Origin of the sequence: Prosthecobacter sp. (assembly GCF_044373815.1) — a bacterium.
Lineage (GTDB): Bacteria > Verrucomicrobiota > Verrucomicrobiia > Verrucomicrobiales > Verrucomicrobiaceae > Prosthecobacter.
Map to the genome: position 1 here is coordinate 1 of NZ_JBIPNG010000077.1, position 18,160 is coordinate 18,160.

At 60.6% G+C, this 18,160-nt stretch carries 16 protein-coding genes; 10 read left to right on the forward strand and 6 right to left on the reverse strand.

Going from position 1 to position 18,160, the window contains the following annotated elements; genetic code table 11:
- Nucleotides 1-178: 178 nt before the first annotated feature.
- From ACIREA_RS09060 to ACIREA_RS09095, 8 genes are all read left to right on the forward strand, one after another.
- On the forward strand, nucleotides 179-568 hold the full coding sequence (locus ACIREA_RS09060) for a hypothetical protein (RefSeq protein WP_397381939.1): 390 nt from the start codon (nucleotides 179-181) through the stop codon (nucleotides 566-568).
- A gap of 89 nt (nucleotides 569-657) precedes the next feature.
- Nucleotides 658-1,014 (forward strand): PqqD family protein, encoded by a 357-nt coding sequence (locus tag ACIREA_RS09065; RefSeq protein WP_397381940.1) that lies wholly within the window; start codon nucleotides 658-660, stop codon nucleotides 1,012-1,014.
- 28 nt (nucleotides 1,015-1,042) lie between these two features.
- Complete coding sequence (locus tag ACIREA_RS09070; protein ID WP_397381941.1) at nucleotides 1,043-2,146, forward strand: biotin carboxylase; 1,104 nt, start codon at nucleotides 1,043-1,045, stop codon at nucleotides 2,144-2,146.
- Between the two features lie 25 nt (nucleotides 2,147-2,171).
- Entirely contained in the window at nucleotides 2,172-3,611 is a 1,440-nt protein-coding gene (locus ACIREA_RS09075; protein ID WP_397381942.1) for a diaminopimelate decarboxylase, read from the forward strand.
- Nucleotides 3,608-5,887 carry an urea transporter gene (locus tag ACIREA_RS09080; protein WP_397381943.1) on the forward strand — a complete coding sequence of 760 codons (2,280 nt, stop codon included), beginning with the start codon at nucleotides 3,608-3,610 and terminating at the stop codon, nucleotides 5,885-5,887. Before ACIREA_RS09075 ends, ACIREA_RS09080 begins: the two co-directional genes overlap by 4 nt.
- 18 nt (nucleotides 5,888-5,905) lie before the next feature.
- Nucleotides 5,906-6,556 carry a tetratricopeptide repeat protein gene (locus tag ACIREA_RS09085; RefSeq protein WP_397381944.1) on the forward strand — a complete coding sequence of 217 codons (651 nt, stop codon included), beginning with the start codon at nucleotides 5,906-5,908 and terminating at the stop codon, nucleotides 6,554-6,556.
- Between the two features lie 15 nt (nucleotides 6,557-6,571).
- Nucleotides 6,572-7,897 carry a phenylacetate--CoA ligase family protein gene (locus tag ACIREA_RS09090; RefSeq protein ID WP_397381945.1) on the forward strand — a complete coding sequence of 442 codons (1,326 nt, stop codon included), beginning with the start codon at nucleotides 6,572-6,574 and terminating at the stop codon, nucleotides 7,895-7,897.
- Nucleotides 7,894-9,405: an urea transporter gene (locus tag ACIREA_RS09095; RefSeq protein WP_397381946.1), complete on the forward strand. Its 1,512-nt coding sequence runs from the start codon at nucleotides 7,894-7,896 to the stop codon at nucleotides 9,403-9,405. Before ACIREA_RS09090 ends, ACIREA_RS09095 begins: the two co-directional genes overlap by 4 nt.
- Here ACIREA_RS09095 and ACIREA_RS09100 read toward each other — a convergent pair.
- Nucleotides 9,358-10,224 (reverse strand): hypothetical protein, encoded by an 867-nt coding sequence (locus ACIREA_RS09100; RefSeq protein WP_397381947.1) that lies wholly within the window; start codon nucleotides 10,222-10,224, stop codon nucleotides 9,358-9,360. The two genes, ACIREA_RS09095 and ACIREA_RS09100, sit on opposite strands and share 48 nt — an antisense overlap.
- Before the next feature lie 33 nt (nucleotides 10,225-10,257).
- Between ACIREA_RS09100 and ACIREA_RS09105 the strand changes: the two genes are divergently transcribed.
- A complete protein-coding gene (locus ACIREA_RS09105; protein WP_397381948.1) occupies nucleotides 10,258-11,577 on the forward strand; it encodes a PQQ-binding-like beta-propeller repeat protein in 1,320 nt (439 codons plus the stop codon).
- On the opposite strand, the gene ACIREA_RS09110 is transcribed toward ACIREA_RS09105, so the two are convergent.
- From ACIREA_RS09110 to ACIREA_RS09125, 4 genes are all read right to left on the reverse strand, one after another.
- The gene (locus ACIREA_RS09110) at nucleotides 11,578-12,702 is read right to left on the reverse strand and encodes an SGNH/GDSL hydrolase family protein (protein ID WP_397381949.1); all 1,125 of its coding nucleotides are present in this window, start codon (nucleotides 12,700-12,702) and stop codon (nucleotides 11,578-11,580) included.
- Between the two features lie 89 nt (nucleotides 12,703-12,791).
- On the reverse strand, nucleotides 12,792-13,370 hold the full coding sequence (locus ACIREA_RS09115; RefSeq protein ID WP_397381950.1) for a hypothetical protein: 579 nt from the start codon (nucleotides 13,368-13,370) through the stop codon (nucleotides 12,792-12,794).
- Between the two features lie 82 nt (nucleotides 13,371-13,452).
- Nucleotides 13,453-15,672 (reverse strand): DUF1549 and DUF1553 domain-containing protein, encoded by a 2,220-nt coding sequence (locus ACIREA_RS09120; RefSeq protein ID WP_397381951.1) that lies wholly within the window; start codon nucleotides 15,670-15,672, stop codon nucleotides 13,453-13,455.
- A gap of 70 nt (nucleotides 15,673-15,742) precedes the next feature.
- Nucleotides 15,743-16,312, reverse strand: coding sequence for a single-stranded DNA-binding protein (locus tag ACIREA_RS09125; RefSeq protein ID WP_397381952.1), 570 nt, complete (start codon nucleotides 16,310-16,312; stop codon nucleotides 15,743-15,745).
- Nucleotides 16,313-16,399: 87 nt separating this feature from the next.
- On the opposite strand from ACIREA_RS09125, the gene ACIREA_RS09130 reads away from it, so the two are divergent.
- Nucleotides 16,400-17,293, forward strand: a complete 894-nt coding sequence (locus ACIREA_RS09130; protein WP_397381953.1) for a tyrosine recombinase — start codon at nucleotides 16,400-16,402, stop codon at nucleotides 17,291-17,293.
- Here the strand turns inward: ACIREA_RS09130 and ACIREA_RS09135 are convergent.
- On the reverse strand, nucleotides 17,278-18,160 hold an 883-nt coding region (locus tag ACIREA_RS09135; protein WP_397381954.1), incomplete at its 5' end, for a phosphatidylserine decarboxylase. The genes ACIREA_RS09130 and ACIREA_RS09135 overlap by 16 nt on opposite strands.

Below are 18,160 nucleotides of genomic sequence, written 5' to 3' on the forward strand. Positions count from 1 at the left end.
ACCGCCGTGGCTGTGATCAGCGAAATGCCCTGTGTGCGTGTGGTGCTCATAGGGGACGATGGCTACGCGCTCGGTGGCGGGGCGTCAACTCTGCTTCTAAAGCAGGGCTTGCAGGACACGAAAAAAAGGAATTCATTTCCCAATGAAAACGACATCCTCAATATTATTCAGGGGGGTGATGTTGATCGCCGCCCTGCTGGTGCCCGCTACCACGTGGTGGGCGAGCTTCCGCTACTACAATGCACGCAAGGAGGCGGAAAGTCAGCAGCAGCTGGCAAGGCTTCTGGAAATCCGGGAAAAGTATGCCGGCATGGTGAAGGAAAACGAGCTGCTCAGAGAAGCGATCAAGAACAAGGACAGCCGCAGGGCGCTCTTCAAGAGCCTCTCTGAAGGCAGCGCCGAGTTTGTACTGGAAACCAAGCAGCGCAGCACCTGGAACTGGCCCACGGATCCGGACCATGTCTGGCATGACCAGCGCCGGAATGCGCAGGAAATGCTGATCAAGCTCGATGCGACGGATCAGGAGTACTTCAATAAGGCACCGCCTGACCGAATTCCTGCCAGATAACGGCAAAAATAAACGCATATTCATCTTGGCTCCTGTCGTGGTGTTAACCGGCCGGGTTTCTATGTGGTGTGATTCAATCATCCACCACAATGAAACTCGCGCCTCTTCCCACTCAGATTCGCCACAACGGTCAGCCGCATGCCATGGATCCTGCCATGGTCGCTGCTCCCGTTGTGGCTCCGCACGCCGAACTGGCTTCCTTCCATTTCCAAACCGTCACCTGGCAGGCTGACGGTTTTGGCTTTGATGCCACCAGTGGCGAATTTTTCACCGCCAGCCCGACGGCTCTCATCGTCATGCAGGCCTTGAGCGAGGGCATGCTGCGCCAGCAGATCCTCGACCGCCTCACGGCGCGCTTCGAAGTCGCCCGCAGCACAGCGGAGCGCGATCTGGAATCCTTCCTCGCCGAACTCGTCCACATCGGCCTGACCCCGGAATCAAACTGAGTTCCACCCAACCACGCATAGTCCTCCCATGAATGCTTCCCCTGTCATCGCCGTCACCGGCCTTCATCGCGGTGAGAATCCCCAGCCTGGTTCCGCCGTCATTCGCAGCCTGCGCCGCGTTTACCCGGAACTGCGCATCATTGGTCTTGTTTATGATTCACTCGAGAGCGGCCTCTTCAGCGAAGAAGACGCCCCAGACGCCGCCTTCACCATGTCCTACCCCGGCGCGGGTGAAGAAGCCTTCTGGCAGCGGCTTGATGCGATCCGTGAGATCGAACGCTTCGATGTTTTGATTCCCTGCCTCGATGCTGAGATGGGGCCGCTGGTCGATGCCCCCGAAAAACTTCGCGAGCGCGGCATCCATGCCTGCCTGCCAACCGCCGCGAGTTTCAAATGCCGCGATAAATCAAAACTCGACGAACTGTGCGCACGCACGCACTGCCGCACACCGCAGACCATCGCTGTGAGTGATGTGAACTCACTCCATCAGGCGGCAGTGACCCTCGGCGGCAACGTCTTCGTCAAAGGCCGCTACTACGAAGCCCGGCACGCCATCACGCCTGCCGCACGCGAAGCAGCCTACTGGCACATGCTGGAGCAATGGGGCGCGCCCGTGCTTGTGCAGGAAAATGTGCTGGGAGAGGAATACAACGTTATTGGCCTGGGCGATGGCCGTGGTCACATTCTCGGCTCCTGCTCCATCCGCAAGATGCTCCGCACCGCCATGGGCAAAGGCTTCGGCGGCATGGTGGTGCGGGATCCGCAGCTCGATGCCGTTGCGCAATCGCTCATCGCGGAACTGCGCTGGAATGGCCCCTTCGAACTCGAGTTCGTCAAATCCGAAGGCCCCAAAGGCGAATACTGCCTCATCGAGATCAATCCGCGCTTCCCCGCCTGGTGTGATTTCCCATCCACGCTGAACTGCAATCTGCCCGCTGCTGCTCTGGAGCTCGCCCTAGGCTGGCAGCCGCGCGAGCCGCTGCGCCACGCCAGCCCAGGCAAGTTCTTCATTCGCCATGCCATCGACATGACCGGCGACATTCGCGACCTCGCCGCCCTCACCACGAGCGGTCAGTTCTTCCGTCAGCCGCGCGAAGTCATCCCGCACCCTGCTTCGTCCCGCAGTCTTTAATTTCAATCTTCCACCGCATCCTCCCATGCAAACACTCCTGCCCTATTCCCCGCCGACGATCACTCGTCATCTCAGTGGCCAGAACAGCGCCGCCAATCGCAACCGCCACGCCCATGGCCTCAACAGCAACGTCTGCGAACGCATCGACGGCGTGCCCGTGGCGGACCTCGCCGCACGCTTCGGTTCGCCGCTCTTCGTTTTCTCCGAGCGCACGTTGCGTGAGAAAATTCAGCGCGCACGTGAAGCATTTGAAAGTCGCTATCCCAACACACGCTTCGCCTGGAGCTACAAAACGAACTATCTCAACGCCATCTGTCGTGTCTTCCACAGCGAAGGCTCCATCGCCGAAGTGGTGAGCGAGTTCGAATATGAAAAAGCCCGCCGGAACGGCGTGGCCGGGCGGGATATCATCTTCAACGGGCCGCATAAAACACGCGCCGGCCTCGAACTCGCCATCAGCGAAGGTGCGATGATTCAGGTCGATAACTGGGATGAACTCCTGCTGCTCGACACCATCGCGAAGGAACAAAATCGCAGCGTCGACATCGCCATCCGCTGCTGGCTGGACGCCGGTATCCAGCCCGTGTGGAGCAAGTTTGGCTTTGGTGTCGAGCACGGCGAAGCCTGGCGTGCGATCCGGCGCATCGCGGAAAGCAAGGGCCGCCTCCGTTTGCAGGGACTGCACACACACATCGGCACTTACATCCTCGAACCCAACGCCTACAAGGTCGCTGCGGAGAAGCTCATCACGCTCATGGAGCGCTGCCGTGAGAGCTACGGTTGGTCTTTGCGCTATCTGAACCTCGGCGGTGGCTTCCCCTCACTCAGCACGTTGCACTACTCCTATCAGCCTGCCGAGCAGGTGGTCCCCCCGATCGAAAAATACGCCGAAGCCATCGCCAGTGCGTTGAACACGCTGCCACGTGACCGCCGCCCGCGTCTCTATTTGGAAAGTGGCCGCGCCCTTGTCGATGAAGCCGGTTACCTCATCAGCAGCATCGTCGCCGTGAAGCAAATCGGCGCTTCAGGCCCGATCACGCTCGCCGGCAAGGCGGCCAAGGCGCCTGCCTACATGCCAGAGTCGAATGGCGCCGCCTACGTCATTGATGCCGGCATCAACATTCTCTACAGCGGCAACTGGTATCGCTTCAATGTGAAGCCCGCCAAGGCTCAGCGTGAGAGCGCCCAGCACCCCGTCAAACTCTACGGCTGCCTGTGCATGAACATCGACGTCATCCGCGAGCAGGTTTCCCTGCCTGCAATGACCACGGGCGATCACCTCGTCATGCATCCCGTGGGTGCCTACAACATCACGCAGAGCATGCAGTTCATCACCTATCGTCCGGCGGTGGTCATGATCGGCCTGGATGGTCGCGTCGATGTCATACGCGAGCGCGAAGATCTCGACTACGTGCAGCGCCTTGAGCGCGTGCCGGAACATCTGCTCAACCCTTCGCGGCCATGAACTCAGAAGCCCCATCTACCCTCCCCGTGATGGCCATTCTTGAAGAGGCCCCAGGTCATGCGCCTTCTCTGTGGAAGAGGAGCATGATGAGAGCGGCGGCTTGCGCCAGATCACTGCGCCCTCATCTTCAAATAGTCACGAATCCACTGCTCGAAGTCGCACGCGCCGCCAGCTCCATCTTCCTTTGCAGCAGTTGGAAAACGGGTGCGCTGCTGTGCGCTGCTCTTCTGTTCATGCCGCGATATTTTGCTTTTGCCGTCAGTGCCTGTTTGCTCGGGAGTTTCATCGCGAAGCTCCTGCATCTGCCTGCAGCGATGCGAAAGGACGGCACGCTTCTCTACAATGTATTCCTGAGTGCTCTCGCCGTCGCATGGATCACTCGCGGTTCCGGCCTCGCTGCACCTGCCATCTGGGCCATGCTGGCGGTCGTCACGGTTTACACGCTGCTGCTGTCCGCTGCATTGTGGCATTGGTTTCCCCTGCGCGCCGGTCTGCCGCCGCTCAGCGTCGCATTTGTCGTCGCCTTCGGCACGCTGCTGATATTTTTTCCGCACTGGGCGGCTGGCACAACACTGCTCGACATGGGATTGCCTGATGAGCCCGCGCTGCCGTTCATAGTCACCGCCTTCCTGCGCAGCATGGGCACCATTTTGTTCCTGCCAAACGTGTGGGCCGGCATGGCTGTGACACTGGCAATCCTCGTCTGGTCACGCGTCGCCATGATCAATGCCATCGCAGGTTACGCAGGCGGCATTCTCATCGTGAAGTTGCTCGAAGCCTGCGGTCTGCACTGGCTCGGCTGGTTTGCGGGGCACAACTACCTGCTCGCCGGCATGGCGCTTGGCGCGATCTATTTTGTGCCGTCCTGGAGCAGCTTGGCTCTCGCCTTTGTTGCCGGTGCCGTCGCTGCATTGCATGTCGCGGCAGTGCAGCACTTTTTGCGCGGCTCGGGCTGGGAGTACCTGCCGCTGCCTTATCTGCTCACCATCTGGAGCATGCTCTGCTGCCTGCGCCTGCGTGAGAAACCGGGTTCACTGCTGCCTGCCACAGGCATCTTCGACAATCCCGAAGCTGCGGCCGCTTCACTGGCTCTCGCGAACGCTCGCTTTCCGCATCGCAGCGAAACTCATGTGCTGCTCCCCACCGCACGCGAAGTCACCGTGACCCAGGGTTTCGACGACAAGCTCAGCCACCGCGGTGACTGGAAACACGCGCTCGATTTTGAAGTGCATGACGCCGCTGACCACGCCTGCCCTCCCGGCTGGGATGACGATTTGAGCCGCTACTACTCCCAAGGCCTCGAAGTGCGCGCTCCCGGAACTGGCGAAATCATCCGCGTCATCGACGGCGTGGCCGACAACGCCCCCGGCGGCTGCAACTTCGCCAACAACTGGGGCAACCACCTCATTCTGCGCCTCGATTATGGTGGCATCGTAAAGCTCGCGCACTTCATGAAGAACGGCATCGTCGTGAAAACCGGCCAGCGTGTCGGTGCAGGCGACCTCCTGGGCTACTGCGGCAATTCCGGCCGCAGCCCTGTGCCGCACATTCATCTGCATAATCAAGCCACCAACGAGACCGGCGCACCCACCGCGCCCTTCTGTCTCACGAACTTTTTCACGCGCACCACCGAGGGTGTGCGCTGGAACTTTGCCAGCGTGCCCAAATTGGGAGCCCGCATCGCCCCGGCGACAGTATCCACCACCGTGCTGGGCACGCTGGCCCATTTTGCCCCTGGCGTGGCCACCTATCGCGTTTGCACAGCGGGATCGACTTCGTTCGAAACGATCACCACCACACTGGATGAATCCGGCCGCTACCTTTTCCGCAGTGGCAAAGAATCACTCACGGCGGTCCTCGGTTTGCACGCCCTGCAGATCACGCAGAGCAGCCTCGGCGGTCATTCGCAGCTCCTGCGCTTGCTTTCGTTCGCCATGCCCACCGTTCCATTCGCTTATCAAAGAGGCATGATCTGGGAGGATAGTGTCGCTTTGCAGTCAAAGCAGCACGGCTGGGCATTGGCGGGCGTTTTCGCGCCCTATGTGGGCTATCCTACCCAGCGCGTCATCACCCGCCACTCACTGCATCCCACCACGCAGCGCCTTCACCTCGCCACCACCATTGCCAATCCCACAGGTGATCTACCCCGTGAAATAGAATTCACCCTCGAACCCATGCGCGGTCTCTCCCAGCTCACCGCGCATTTCAAAACTCACGACAGCACCTTCACGCAAACCAGCTTCACCCCCACGCTGCCCAACGGCGACGCCGAATAAACCACTCTCCTCTCAACCATGAAAACACACCTCCTCATCCTCGCCTTCGCCTGCGTCACTGCTGCGAACGCCGCCGACAAGCTCCCCGCCATCGCCGAAGCTTGGCAGAAATCTCTCACCGAAGAATCCAATAATGATTATGCCGCTGCTCTTGAGAGCGTCCTCGCCTTCAAAAGCGCCGGTGGTGAGACCTACCTGGCGGCGGTGCGCGCCGGCTGGCTGTCCTATCTCAACAAGGACTACACCAAGGCAGTCCAGTATTACACCACCGCCGCCAAACAGGAACCACGCGCCCTCACCCCTCATCTTGGCATGATGAGCGTGTATCAGGCACAGAACAAAACCGAGGATGTTCTCCGCTCAGCCCGGGAAGTCCTGAAAATCGACCAGTTCCATCGACCGACGCTGCTCATCGCCGGAGAGATTCTCTTCAATCAACAGGACTACCGCAAAGCAGAAGTCTACTTTGAGCGCGCTCACAAGCTTCAACCCGAAGACCCCATCGGCATGAGCTGGTTTGGCTGGTCGCAGATCAACCAAGGGCAGGCCCGGCTTGCCGCGCCCTTGTTTGAAAAGCTCATGGAGATCAACCCGGAGGGCTACATGGTGCATGACGGCTTTGCCATCACGCACGGGCTTCCGCCAGGCCCACCTCCCGGCCAGCGTTGATTGAGGAGGACTGGCATGCACACGCCCTCCCAGATTCGCACCCGCGGTCGGCATCTCCATGCCGCGCTTGATCAAGTGATTGAACAACGCGGCTGGAGCACGCCGAAGCGCCGGGCGCACCAGTGGCGCACGCTGCGCTCCCTCGTGCAGCATGCCCACGCCCACATCCCGCTTTACCAAAAGCTCTTTGCCGAAGCAGGATTCACCCCTGCAATGCTCGATGACTGGGATGATCTGTCCAAGCTCCCCATTCTCACCAAGCCCGACCTGCGCAGCACGACGCGGTCGGATTTGATCGCTCAGGACAACCAGAGTGACATCCGCTGGCTCGCATCCTCCGGCTCCACCGGGATCCCCGCCTGCATGGCACGCACGGAGGAGTCGCTGTGGCATTACATGGCCTGCAACACGGCCTTGTACTATGACTGGTGCCACGGCAAACCGCTCAGCAATGGCCTCTATCTGGTCGATATGTCCCGCGACAGCATCGACTTCGCCACCGCCGATCTCCTGCGCACTACTGTTCCGGATTCGCGCATCCTCTCTGCTCAGGATCCTGTTGCCAAACTCACGCTCGAACTCCTGGGCATCGCTCCTGAGTTCATTTCATCCTACCCATCCACGCTCCGCGCCATCGCACTCGATCTCCGTGCTCAAAACCGCGTTGTGAGCAAAACACGTCTCATCCATCTCACCTCCGAGATGCTGGATGCCCACACGCGGCATCTTCTGGGCCAGATCTTCCCGAACGCACGACTCATCGAGACCTACACCAGCACCGAGGGCGGGCTCGTCGCCTGGCAGTGCGTGCACGGTTCGCGCTGGCACATCGCCGAGACCAATGTCCTCTGTGAAATCGTCGACGAACACGGACTCCCCACCACCGGACTTGGCCACATCGTCATCACCGATCTCACCAACACCGCCACCCCGATCTTGCGCTATCGCGGGCTCGGTGATCTGGCCCGCTGGGAGCCGGAACCCTGCCCATGTGGTAGCACGGCGCGCAGCATCCGCCACCTGGAAGGCCGCAGTGCCGCCATGCTCCATTCACATGCAGGCACCTTGATTTCGCCGTATGTCGTCATCAATGCCATTGAGGATGTGCCCGGCCTGGCTCAGTATCAGATCGTGCAAAAGCAGCCCGGCAGGCTTGAAGTCCGCGTTGTGGCAGACGCCGATGCATCGCGCAATCGCGTCGAAAAGGGCGTGCAAAGTGCGCTTGAAGCCGCTCTGGCCGACGCCGCTGATTTGCAAATCACCTTCGTCTCCAGGATTGCCGCGCCTCCAGGATCGCATAAAGTGCCGCTCGTGATTTCAGAACTTCCCCTCGCCGCATGAAGCGCCTGCTCGACCACACCCTGCGTGGTTACGGGCAGATGCTCGTGGCGAACAGCCACATCACCGGCGTGTGCGTGCTCATCGGCTTGTTGGTCCTCTCGCTTGAGGCTGCGCTGATGAGCCTCGGCGGAGCCCTCCTCATCACTGCACTCGCCCAGTGGCGCGCGCAAGATGACACCGTGCTCAAAACCGGACTCTTCAGTGTGAATGGCGCATTGCTCGGTGCCTTGTGGTATCTTTTTCCGCAGGTGCCGCTGTGGGTGCAGGCGCTCACTACCGCGCTCGGTTGTGCAGGCATGGCGTATTTCTTCGTGCCCGTTGCTGAGCGCATGCACGAGAAAAAGTCTCCCTATGTCCTCTTCAGCCTGCCCTACGTCATGGCGGCGTGGACTGCGCTTACCGCGCTGATTTTCTTTGGCGTGCATGATGCCGAGCTCACGCGCGGCTGGCGCGCACTGCTCACCAACCGCTTTGAAAAAGCCGAGAAACATTTCCTCAACACCGAAGTCAGCACCGACATGGCGGAGGCCTATCGCTGCGCGGGTCTCGGCTGGAGTTTGTACCGCCGAGGAGATCAAACCGGTGCACAGACAGCTTTCTCACGCGTGCTCTCGCTCAAAATCGGCGTCGCAGATGCCTATGACGGACTTGGCTGGAGCCGCATCCGTCAGGGACGCTATGACGATGCCGCACTGGCGTTTCGGCGTGCCGTCGCATTGGATTCCTTTTTCGCCGACTCATGGGACGGTCTTGGCTGGTGCGCCCTGCAAGCTGGCAATCCTGATGAGGCACGCCACCACTTCACCACGGCAGCCTTGTGCGCTCCCTTGTTTGCGGATGCCTACATCGGCTTCGCAGCCACCCTGTCTGGAGGCACAGCTCAGGAGTACGCAAAGTCATGGGGTGGATTTCTCGGAAGTCATCTCAGCCTGACCACGCAGTTCACCTCCACCCGTGTGCTGCTTTGCTGGGTCTGGTTCTTCATCGGCATTCTCTGGCATTCACGCACCAGCGCTCTCGTAGCTTTGACTGCTATCCTCATCTGCATGGCGGGTTCCGCATGGAAGCCGGTCTTTGGAGATCCCGCCTTCGCCATGAACGTCATCGTTCTCGCACTGGCCCTCGGCGGCCATTACCTGCGGCTGAATGTCAAGACCGTCGCGTGGATGCTCTTCGTCACGCTGGCCATGGCCCTGCTGTGGGAACCGCTCTCGGAAGCCCTGCTGCGCCTGGCCCTGCTGCCGCTCTGTCTGCCATTCAATTTGGCCCTTCTCGGCAGCATCGCATTCTTTGGCTGGCTGCAGCGTAGGGGGTTGTGCGATGAGCGCATCCCCATTGACTGGGCTTCCAGCACGCCTGCTCAGATCCGCGTTTTTACTGCTCAAAAAGAAATCGCCGACGGCTGCTGGGACAAGCTCAAAAAAGCAGATCCTGAGCAACCGCAGCCGCAGACCGAACGCTCACTTCAGCTTCCGGCCAAAGTGAACCTCAAAGTAAACCCCGAGTGAATTCGCCAGCGCCACGGCGAAGCGGCGCTGAGTTTCAGGAGTCTCACGCACATTGGTCCAAGGACACTCCACTTGGATCGCGCTCACCGTACCGCCACTGCGTGAACCATGCGCGGCGACGTCATAAACCCCGCTGAAGTAACCCGCCATGAAGGTCGGATTCGCTTTGGACGGACTGGGCAGACAGCGAAAGCCGTTGAACTCCAGCAAACCGCCCAAACTCTGCGGCCCGCGCAACAATTCTGCAAAGCTCTGTGGCGAGCGCTTGTCCAGATCACGGATGCTGGTGGAGGCGATCAGCGCCGCATCCGCGTTCAGTTCCGCGTCGGAGTGCTTGAGGATGTCTCCTTTCACCAAATAACCCAGTTCGACTCTTTGATCCAGATGGCGGTGTCCGTGAATATCCAGCAGCAGACCCACGCCGTTCTTTTTCATCACCGTATCACAGGCTTTTTGGGCGCTGTCATGAAAGCGGTGCCAGGCTGCGATGGCGGTTGGATCACCCTGCGCGGCTTCTTCGAGCTCGCGGTTCGGATCCATCTTCGTGCGGCTCAAACGGGAGATGATCGCGTGCGGCTTGCCGCCGTAGCGCGTCTCCAGTTCTTGAATGATCATTTCAGCCAGAGGTATGGTGTTGGAATCAATGCCGGTCACACCGTAGCGCCGCGCCAGCACGTTGTCCGGCTTCAAGGTGCCGCCGTGAGGAACCGTGAGAATGATGGGCAGTGCCCCGGAGCGCACCTCGACGTATGTTTCGAGCTCCGTAGTCTGTGCCTGCAATGCGGCGGCGAAAACAAATAGAAAAAACGGGATGCGCATGATCATTCCCAGTGAAAGACAGTTCGCCGCTGCATGCCACGTTTTTTCTCGCTCATGATTCACCGCATTCTACTCCCGCTCCTCGTTCTCGCTTCCGCCTCCCACGCCGGCAACTGGCCCGAATGGCGTGGCCCTTCTGCCCAAGGTCACGCCATCGCCTCCGGCCTGCCGGAAACGTGGAGCGAGACGAGCAACATCGCCTGGAAGACAGAGCTTCCGGGCCGGGGCCATTCAACACCCGTCATGTGGGGCGATCAGATCTGGCTTACCACCGCCGTCGAAAAAGCAGCCACTCCCGAGGAGGCCAAACGCCGTCTCGAATCCAACACCGGCGACCAGCCTCTCACCGTGCTGGGTTCCGTCAGCCTGCATGCCCTGTGTGTGGATCGCACCAGCGGCAAAGTCCTCCATGACATCGAGCTGCTCAATGTGAAGGATCCGCAGTGGGCGCATCAGCTCAACAGCTATGCCTCACCCTCGCCCGTGCTGGTAGAGGGCCGGCTCTACGCACACTTCGGTTCCTTCGGCACCGTGGCCCTGGATACAAAAACCTTGAAGGTGCTGTGGAAAAACGAGGAACTCCACGTCATGCATGAAAACGGCCCCGGCTCCACCGCCGTCTTGCTTGGCGACAGATTAATCGCGCATTTCGACGGCAGCGATCAGCAGTTCATTGCCGGATTCGACACACTTAACGGCAAGGTCGCATGGAAAACACCCCGCAGCGGCGACATGGATCCGCGCCCGCAGCAGCGCAAAGCCTACGGCACGCCGCTGGTCGTCACGATCAATGGCCAGCCGCAGGTTGTCAGCTCCGCCGCCAACAACGTCTACGGCTACGATCCCACCACCGGCCAGGAGCTCTGGAAGATTCACTACGGCGAACTCGGCTTCTCCATGTCCACCGTGCCCGTGGCCGACGATCAGCAGATCTATTTCAGCACCGCCTTCGGCAAATCGGCGGTCATCGCTCTCAAATACGCCGGTTTAAAAACGCCCGAAGTCGCCTGGCGCAACAACAAGAACGCTCCCAAGATGTGCTCGCCCGTGCTGCACAACGGCCTTCTCTTCTACGTCGATGACGGTGGCATCGTCAGCTGCGTGGACACGAAAACCGGCGAGGCCTTTTACCGCGAGCGCATCGGCGGCAAGTTCAGCGCCTCGCCCATGATCGCAGATGGCAAACTCTACTTCTGCAGCCGCGAAGGTGTCGTCACGATCATCAACGCCGCCAAGGAATTCAAAATCCTCGCCCAGAACACCCTCGACGGCCCGATCATGGCCAGCCCCATCGCCGATGGCAGCGCCCTGTTCGTCCGTACGGACAAGGCGCTGTATAAGATCGGGAAGTGATCACTTCAGCGCCTTGCGCAGCACCGGCTCAAAAATCTCCGCCTGACGCAGGAATCCGAGGTCGGTGCCGTGGGAGGCATCGTTGGAGCCTTCGGCATCGGTGCCGTAGAGTGCATCGCCGCCGATGTAGTGAAGGTTGGCGACTTTCTCCTTTTTGAGCTGCTCGTAGGCGGTCTTCAGGGCGGCGTGGTTGTCATCATGGAATTTGGCCTTGGCGGGAGTGATCCAGGAGTTCGTGTTACGACGGTCTTCGACGAGGATGATCGGCGTGGTGGCGTGCTTGGAACGCAGCTGCTTCACCAGCGGCACGCATTTGGCGGTGACATCGGCAGGCCCCATGTTGGGCAGGCAGTCGATGACGATGACGGCAGGATCGAGTTCATTGATGAGATCGCCCACGGCCGCATCCATTTTGCCATTGCCTGAGAATCCAATGTTGATGACCGGACGATCCAGATGGCGGCCCAGGATGGCGGTGTGCACCATGCCAGGGCGGGAGGCATTCGCGCCGTGCGTGATGGAGGTGCCATAGAAAACGATGGGCTTCTCACGCGGGGCAAGCCCTTCAAACTTGGCATCCGCAGGCACGCCGATCTCCAGTTTCTCAATGCCGTTGTAGAGCGGCAGGTAGGCGGCGAATTCATGTTCGCCCGGTGCCAGGCCGCTGATCATCACAGCTTCGACATGCTGCTTGTCAGGCTTCGGGCATGCCACCCAGCGCCATTTGCCCTCGGCATCACGCGCATAGAGATCGAGACCGCTCACACCCGTGGCAGGCATGGCTGGCATGGCCAGATTCGCTTTGAGGAGATCGTAGCGGCAGTAAATCGTGTTCGCGTTCGTCTTGAAGCGTACCATCATTCCCGCACTGTCGCGGCTCAAGCCCCACACAGCAGGTGTGACGGTTTTTTCAGCCTTCGCCGGGAGACGGTCAAACCAGCGCAGCCGCTCCTGATCTCCCCATCCGCGTCCTTCCACACCCCAGCTCGTCACATCATGCCACTGCGCATCCGCAGGAATGGTCGGGCCTTTGGCTTTGGCCGCAGGAGCAGGCGCTTTGGGTGCGGCAGTTTGGGCGAGCAGCGAGGTGCTGACTAATAGGGCGAGGAGGATGGCTGGTTTCATGAGGCGCATCAGTACGTCGTGCGGCGGCTCGTTCTCACGTCAATCGCGAGACACAGCGGGAACCAACAAATGCAAAATCCTCAGGCGTTTCAGCCGCGCACTTTGGCGAGGGCCTTTTTCGTGGCCTCGTAGGCAGTCTTTTCCCAGGTCGTGAGTGATGCACGGGCAGTGGGGTTTTTCAGCGGAGGCACCGGTCCCGATGCCATCGCGAGACTGCTGGCGATGGCTTTGCCGCTGCTCGCATGGGTCAGGAAACCAACACTGACACTCTGCTGCTTGAAGTCAGGGGTGGCCCAGACGCGGATGATGGCCTTGAGATGATTGGCAGCGGCGAATTTTTGGACCTCGCGGCGCTGGTTCGCAATGTTCAGGCTCTTCGGGGTCTGCTTCATCTGGGCAAAGGGCACATAGCTGAAGGCGCGGCTGTCATCCAACGCACGCTCCACTCCGCGACGCACCGCCTGATGCACGCGCAGTTCCTCGGGGGTTTCAGATTTGAAATGGGTCAGCGGACGATCACCCGGATGACTCCCGGTGGGATCGATGCCGATGGCCCCCGTGCGCACATGGTGAAGCCGGCCGAGATTGCCTTCCGTGCAGGAGGACAGTGCCGCTGCGGCGAGCAGACTTGCGAGGAAGAGGGTGACGCGTTGACGGATGAAAGACATGCGTCGTTATGCCACGAAGCCCCCGCTTTGTCATGCGGTAACGGTCCAGGCTCCAGCCGTCATCCAGCACGAAGCGGCGTGCTTATCGGGCGAGCAAAAACTCTTTCGCATTCACCAGACTCCAGGTGATGTCCTCCAGCGCGAGGCGCCGGTCTTTGGCGGAGGCGAGAAGGGCTTCCATGACCTTGGCTTCGTCGGCGGTGGGGGCACGGGTCAGGATGGCCCAGTAGAGATCGCGGGTGACGGCAACGTTGTCAGGGTTCTTGAGCAGCGAGCCGAGTCGGTTGTATTTCTGGGAGACGACATTGCTGACGATAGGGCCGCTGATGAACTGGAAAATCTGGCCGATGGAAGTGTCCGCAGCGCGTTCGCATTCGCAGCTTAGCTCGCGTTTCGGGCGGCCAAACTGGGCGAGGAATGCCTCGGGTGATGTGGGATTGGGACTACCACGGCCATTGTCGGGGCCGGGGATCTGGCTGGCGCGTGTGCCGCGGCTCCAGCCATTGAAATCCGGCGTGACACGCATCGAAGAGTAGAGCGAATCAATCAGCTGCTCGGCGCTGAGGCGGCGGGGCAGGTGGTGTGAGTAGTTGATGAGATCGGTGGCGTTCGTCTCGTTCGGCGTGCTGTCCAGCTGGTAGGTGCGGCTCAGCATGATGGTGCGAATGAGGTGCCGCAGATCAAAACCGCTGCGGATGAAATCCTGGGCGAGTTCTTCGAGGAGCTGTGGATGGCTGGCGGGATTCGTGAGACGCATGTCATCCACGGGATCGACCAGACCACGACCCATGAGATGATACCAGATGCGGTTGGCCTGTGCTTTGGCAAACAAAGGATGCTGTGCGCTGGTGAGCCAGTTGGCTGCCGCCTGCAGTTCGTCCTCCTTCTCGGCGAGCTTGGGCATGTCCGCGCCGAGGAACCGGGCCTTGGCCTTGTCTCCAGTGCGCGGGTTTTCGATGTTCAGCTTGGCATTGAGAAAGACCACCTGCTCTCCGTTGAACTCATGCTTGTCGTTTTTATCACGGGGTTTGATGTCGCCGATGATCTTGTAGTCCACCTGCGCAAAGACGGCTGACCAGTTGTAGTAGTCGTCCTGCGTCCAGCGGTCAAAGGGGTGGTTGTGGCACTGCGCACACTGGAGGCGTGTGCCGAGGAAAACTTGCGCCGCCGTGGTGGCACGCAGCTCCGGGGTGCGATTGGCGCGGTAGAAATTCGTCTCGGGCTCGTGATAGGTGCTGCCACGGGAGGCAAGCATGGCGCGCACCATTTCATTGATGGGGCGGTTTCGCGTGATGCCATCGCGAATCCAGTCGTGAAAGGCCTGCACCCCGGTTTTGTCCAGCGTTCGGGATTCGACCTTGAGGACATCGGACCACTTAAGCGTCCAGTAATCGGCGAACTCCGGCCGCACCATCAGGCGGTCAATCAAGCGCGCGTGTTTGTCGCGGTGCGTGTCGGCCTCAAAGGCACGGGCTTCATCCGCAGGCGGAATCATGCCGCAGAGATCGAGCCAGGCACGGCGAATGAAGACCTCATCACTGCACACCGCGCTGGGGTTCATGCGCAGCGTCTTGAGCTTGTTGAAGACGTGCGAGTCGATGTAGTTGTCACGGCGCGGCTTGCTCCACACAAAGGCGGGATTCGCTTTCACAAACGTCAGCCGCACGGGCACCGATTGATTCAGGAAGCGCACCAGCACGCCTGGCTCGCCAAACTGCAGGCGCTTCACCAGCCCGCTCTTGCTCACATCAACGAGTCCGTTTTGCAGCGGCTCATAGATCGCATGGTCAGTGATGTCGCGCTGCGTGCCGTCAGCAAACGTCGCCTGCACTTTGATCTGCACCTTGTCCTGCGGCTCGTCCAAAACGAGCTCGGTGGGAGTGACGGCGAGCTTGGTGACTTTCGGTGCCGTGCTGTCATCACGCGGCAGACCAGCGGCGATCCAGTTCCGCAGCACCTGGTATTCCCAGGCCTTGGGATCAAGCTTCTTGCCGCCTTCGTGGGCGATCTGATTCGCACCTTTGACCAGGATCAGGCTGCGCTCCGGCGCGAAGACATCCACGCGGCGGCCGGAGGCATCCCGGGCTAGCGCTTTGAAATCGAGATCAGGATCCTGTCCGCGCAGCGAAAGTTTGAAGCCGCCTTTGCCCGTCGCATTGCCATGGCAGGTGCCCAGGTTGCAGCCTGCTTTGGAAATGGCGGCCATCACGTCGTTGCGGAAGGACACAGTCTCGGCGGCAGACGCCGACGACAAAGCGACGGCGCTGAGCGCACAAACCAAGCTGGGGACGGAGCAATTCACGGGGCCGCAAATAACGGCTCAGGAGCAGGTTCTCTTCCAATCAAGCAGGGCAAAACGCCTGCTTCATTTCTCAAAACGGAATGTCGTCGTCTTCCATGCCGTCGGTGATCGGGCCTTCACCGAAGTCATCGTTCTGCGGAGGCGGGGCTTGGCGCTGGGCCGGGCGCTGCTGTTGGGCTGGAGCTGGGCGCTGGCCCGGACGGGCTGCAGGACGGTTGTAACCGCCGCCACCTCCTCCTCCGCCACCACCGCCGGAGTAGCCACCTTCGTCATCGCCACCACCGCCGGCTGGAGCACGGTCGCCACCAGGGCTGCCAAGGAATTGCATCTGCTCGCCCACGACGCGCATGCGGGTGCGCTTCTGGCCGGTTTGCTTGTCTTCCCAGGAATCCATCTGCAGGCGGCCTTCGATGAAGACCGGGCGGCCTTTCTTCAGATACTTGCCAGCGAGTTCGGCCATCTTGGCCCAGAGGACGACGTCCACAAAAGTGACTTCCTCCACCTTCTCACCACTGTCGGAGGTGTACACACGGTTCACGGCAAGACCGATGTCGCACACCGCGCTGCCTTTGGGCGTGTAGCGCACTTCGGGGTCGCGGGTCAGATTGCCGATGAGCATGACTTTGTTGTAGGAGGCCATAATGGGGCATCTTTGCCGCCCGCCGCGCCTGAGGGCAAGAATTTTGTCATTCTCGTGACGTGCAATTCCGTGCCACTCTAGAGGCCGATGCTGGAACTTATCGATGGCTTCATCCTCCACCTGGCGACCGAGCGGGGTCTGTCCACGAACTATCAGCTCCTGGTGCGCCGGGTGCTGGAGGCGTTTGCCTCGTGGTTTAAGGTCAGGCACGATTCCGCCAGCGCGGCTGCCGTGACGACGGAGCACGTGAGCGGCTTTCTGGCCCAAAGAAAAAGAGACGGCATCGCGGCCTCCTCGGCCCGGGTCGAACTCATCGCCGTCAAAATCTTCTTCCGCTGGCTCACCGCGCGCAAAAACATCCCCTCTGACCCGGCGGACCCGATTCTGCCTCCCCGCCAGGAAAAGCACCTGCCAGACTCCTTGAACGAGCAGGACGTGCGCAAGCTCGTCGAATCCGTAAACGGTACATCGCCGCTGGATCGGCGTGATCGGGCCATCCTGGAGCTGTTCTATGCCAGCGGTGTGCGGTTGTCGGAGCTGGCCGATGCTCGGTTGGAAAACCTCAGCCTCGAAGAGGGCTGGATTCGCGTCACGGGGAAGGGCTCCAAGACCCGTCTCTCACCCGTTGGCGGTGCTGCGCGCGAGGCCATTGCTGCCTACGTGGAGTATGCACGCCCTGAGCTGGTGGGGCTAAAATCCCAGAGCCACATCTTCATCTCACGCAATGGCACGAAACTGACCACCGCACGCATCCAGCAGATCGTGAAGGAACGCGCCGCGCTCTGCGGCATGGATCCCGCCCGTGTCCATCCGCATCTGCTGCGGCACAGCTTTGCCACGCACCTGCTCAACAACGGCGCTGACCTGCGCGTGATCCAGGAAATGCTCGGCCATGCGGACATCTCCACCACGCAGATTTATACCCACGTGGATCAGGCACGGCTCAAGGACGTGCACCGGCGCTTTCACCCGCGGGCGTGAGCCGCCACATCGCCCATGCGGGCATAGACTTCGCGCCCAGCTTGGCTGTGCTCGATCAAATCGTCCGAGAACTGGATTTTGCCCGGCTCGAAGATCGTGATGAAGCAGGAGCCTCCGAAGCGGAAGTAGCCTTTTTCAGCCCCTTTTTCGACGGCGGTACCCGGCGTATAAGTTTGCACGATGGAGCCCACGCAGGTGGCGCCGACTTCGAGCAGCAGCACATCCCCGAGGCCAGGCGTACGCAGCACAGTGATCTCCCGCTTGTTTTCCCAGTGAATGCTGGCCCGGCTGCGCAGGGCGATGGGACTCACCGAATACAGCGGGCCATTGATCAGGCGGGCGGCTCCGGGAGTGCCGGCGCAGGGGAAATGAAAGCGGTGGTAGTCCACCGGGCACAGGCGGGAAATCAGCATGCTGCCGTGGGCAAAGCGCTCGGAGAGCGAGGCATCGCGCAGCAGCGCAGGGAGGTCAAAGCGGGTGCCTTTGATGAAAAAATCGGTGCAACTGGTGATGTCTGGCAGGACCAAATGGCGGCCGTCCGCAGGAAAAGTGATGACGTCGTCGCCCGGGGCGATGGGCCGTGCCTGCGGCTTGAGTTTGCGGTAAAAAAATTCGTTGAAGGTGCGGAAGGACTCCGGGGCATTGGCGAATTCACCGACGTCCAGGCCATAGGTGGCCAGGAATGGGACTATTTTTGCCCGGCTGGCCGGGGCGTCCATGCGGCTGCCGTACCAGCGGGAAAAAGCCGCCCGTTTGACCAGCGCATGCAGCGGCAGGGCGCCCAGCGGGCTTTCGTAGGTAAAGCGCAGAAAACCCTCCCCATACACCGCCTCCGTTTCGAGTTGGCCGGTGAGGCGATTGTGAAAA

What these genes read in the sequence shown, in the direction of transcription:
- ACIREA_RS09130 (WP_397381953.1), top strand. Translation starts at nt 16,400, where the DNA reads ATGCTGGAACTTATCGATGGCTTCATCCTCCACCTGGCGACCGAGCGG.
- ACIREA_RS09070 (WP_397381941.1), top strand. Translation starts at nt 1,043, where the DNA reads ATGAATGCTTCCCCTGTCATCGCCGTCACCGGCCTTCATCGCGGTGAG.
- ACIREA_RS09100 (WP_397381947.1), bottom strand. Translation starts at nt 10,224, where the DNA reads ATGCGCATCCCGTTTTTTCTATTTGTTTTCGCCGCCGCATTGCAGGCA.
- ACIREA_RS09095 (WP_397381946.1), top strand. Translation starts at nt 7,894, where the DNA reads ATGAAGCGCCTGCTCGACCACACCCTGCGTGGTTACGGGCAGATGCTC.
- ACIREA_RS09060 (WP_397381939.1), top strand. Translation starts at nt 179, where the DNA reads ATGTTGATCGCCGCCCTGCTGGTGCCCGCTACCACGTGGTGGGCGAGC.
- ACIREA_RS09080 (WP_397381943.1), top strand. Translation starts at nt 3,608, where the DNA reads ATGAACTCAGAAGCCCCATCTACCCTCCCCGTGATGGCCATTCTTGAA.
- ACIREA_RS09065 (WP_397381940.1), top strand. Translation starts at nt 658, where the DNA reads ATGAAACTCGCGCCTCTTCCCACTCAGATTCGCCACAACGGTCAGCCG.
- ACIREA_RS09105 (WP_397381948.1), top strand. Translation starts at nt 10,258, where the DNA reads ATGCCACGTTTTTTCTCGCTCATGATTCACCGCATTCTACTCCCGCTC.
- ACIREA_RS09125 (WP_397381952.1), bottom strand. Translation starts at nt 16,312, where the DNA reads ATGGCCTCCTACAACAAAGTCATGCTCATCGGCAATCTGACCCGCGAC.
- ACIREA_RS09115 (WP_397381950.1), bottom strand. Translation starts at nt 13,370, where the DNA reads ATGTCTTTCATCCGTCAACGCGTCACCCTCTTCCTCGCAAGTCTGCTC.
- ACIREA_RS09110 (WP_397381949.1), bottom strand. Translation starts at nt 12,702, where the DNA reads ATGAAACCAGCCATCCTCCTCGCCCTATTAGTCAGCACCTCGCTGCTC.
- ACIREA_RS09075 (WP_397381942.1), top strand. Translation starts at nt 2,172, where the DNA reads ATGCAAACACTCCTGCCCTATTCCCCGCCGACGATCACTCGTCATCTC.
- ACIREA_RS09085 (WP_397381944.1), top strand. Translation starts at nt 5,906, where the DNA reads ATGAAAACACACCTCCTCATCCTCGCCTTCGCCTGCGTCACTGCTGCG.
- ACIREA_RS09090 (WP_397381945.1), top strand. Translation starts at nt 6,572, where the DNA reads ATGCACACGCCCTCCCAGATTCGCACCCGCGGTCGGCATCTCCATGCC.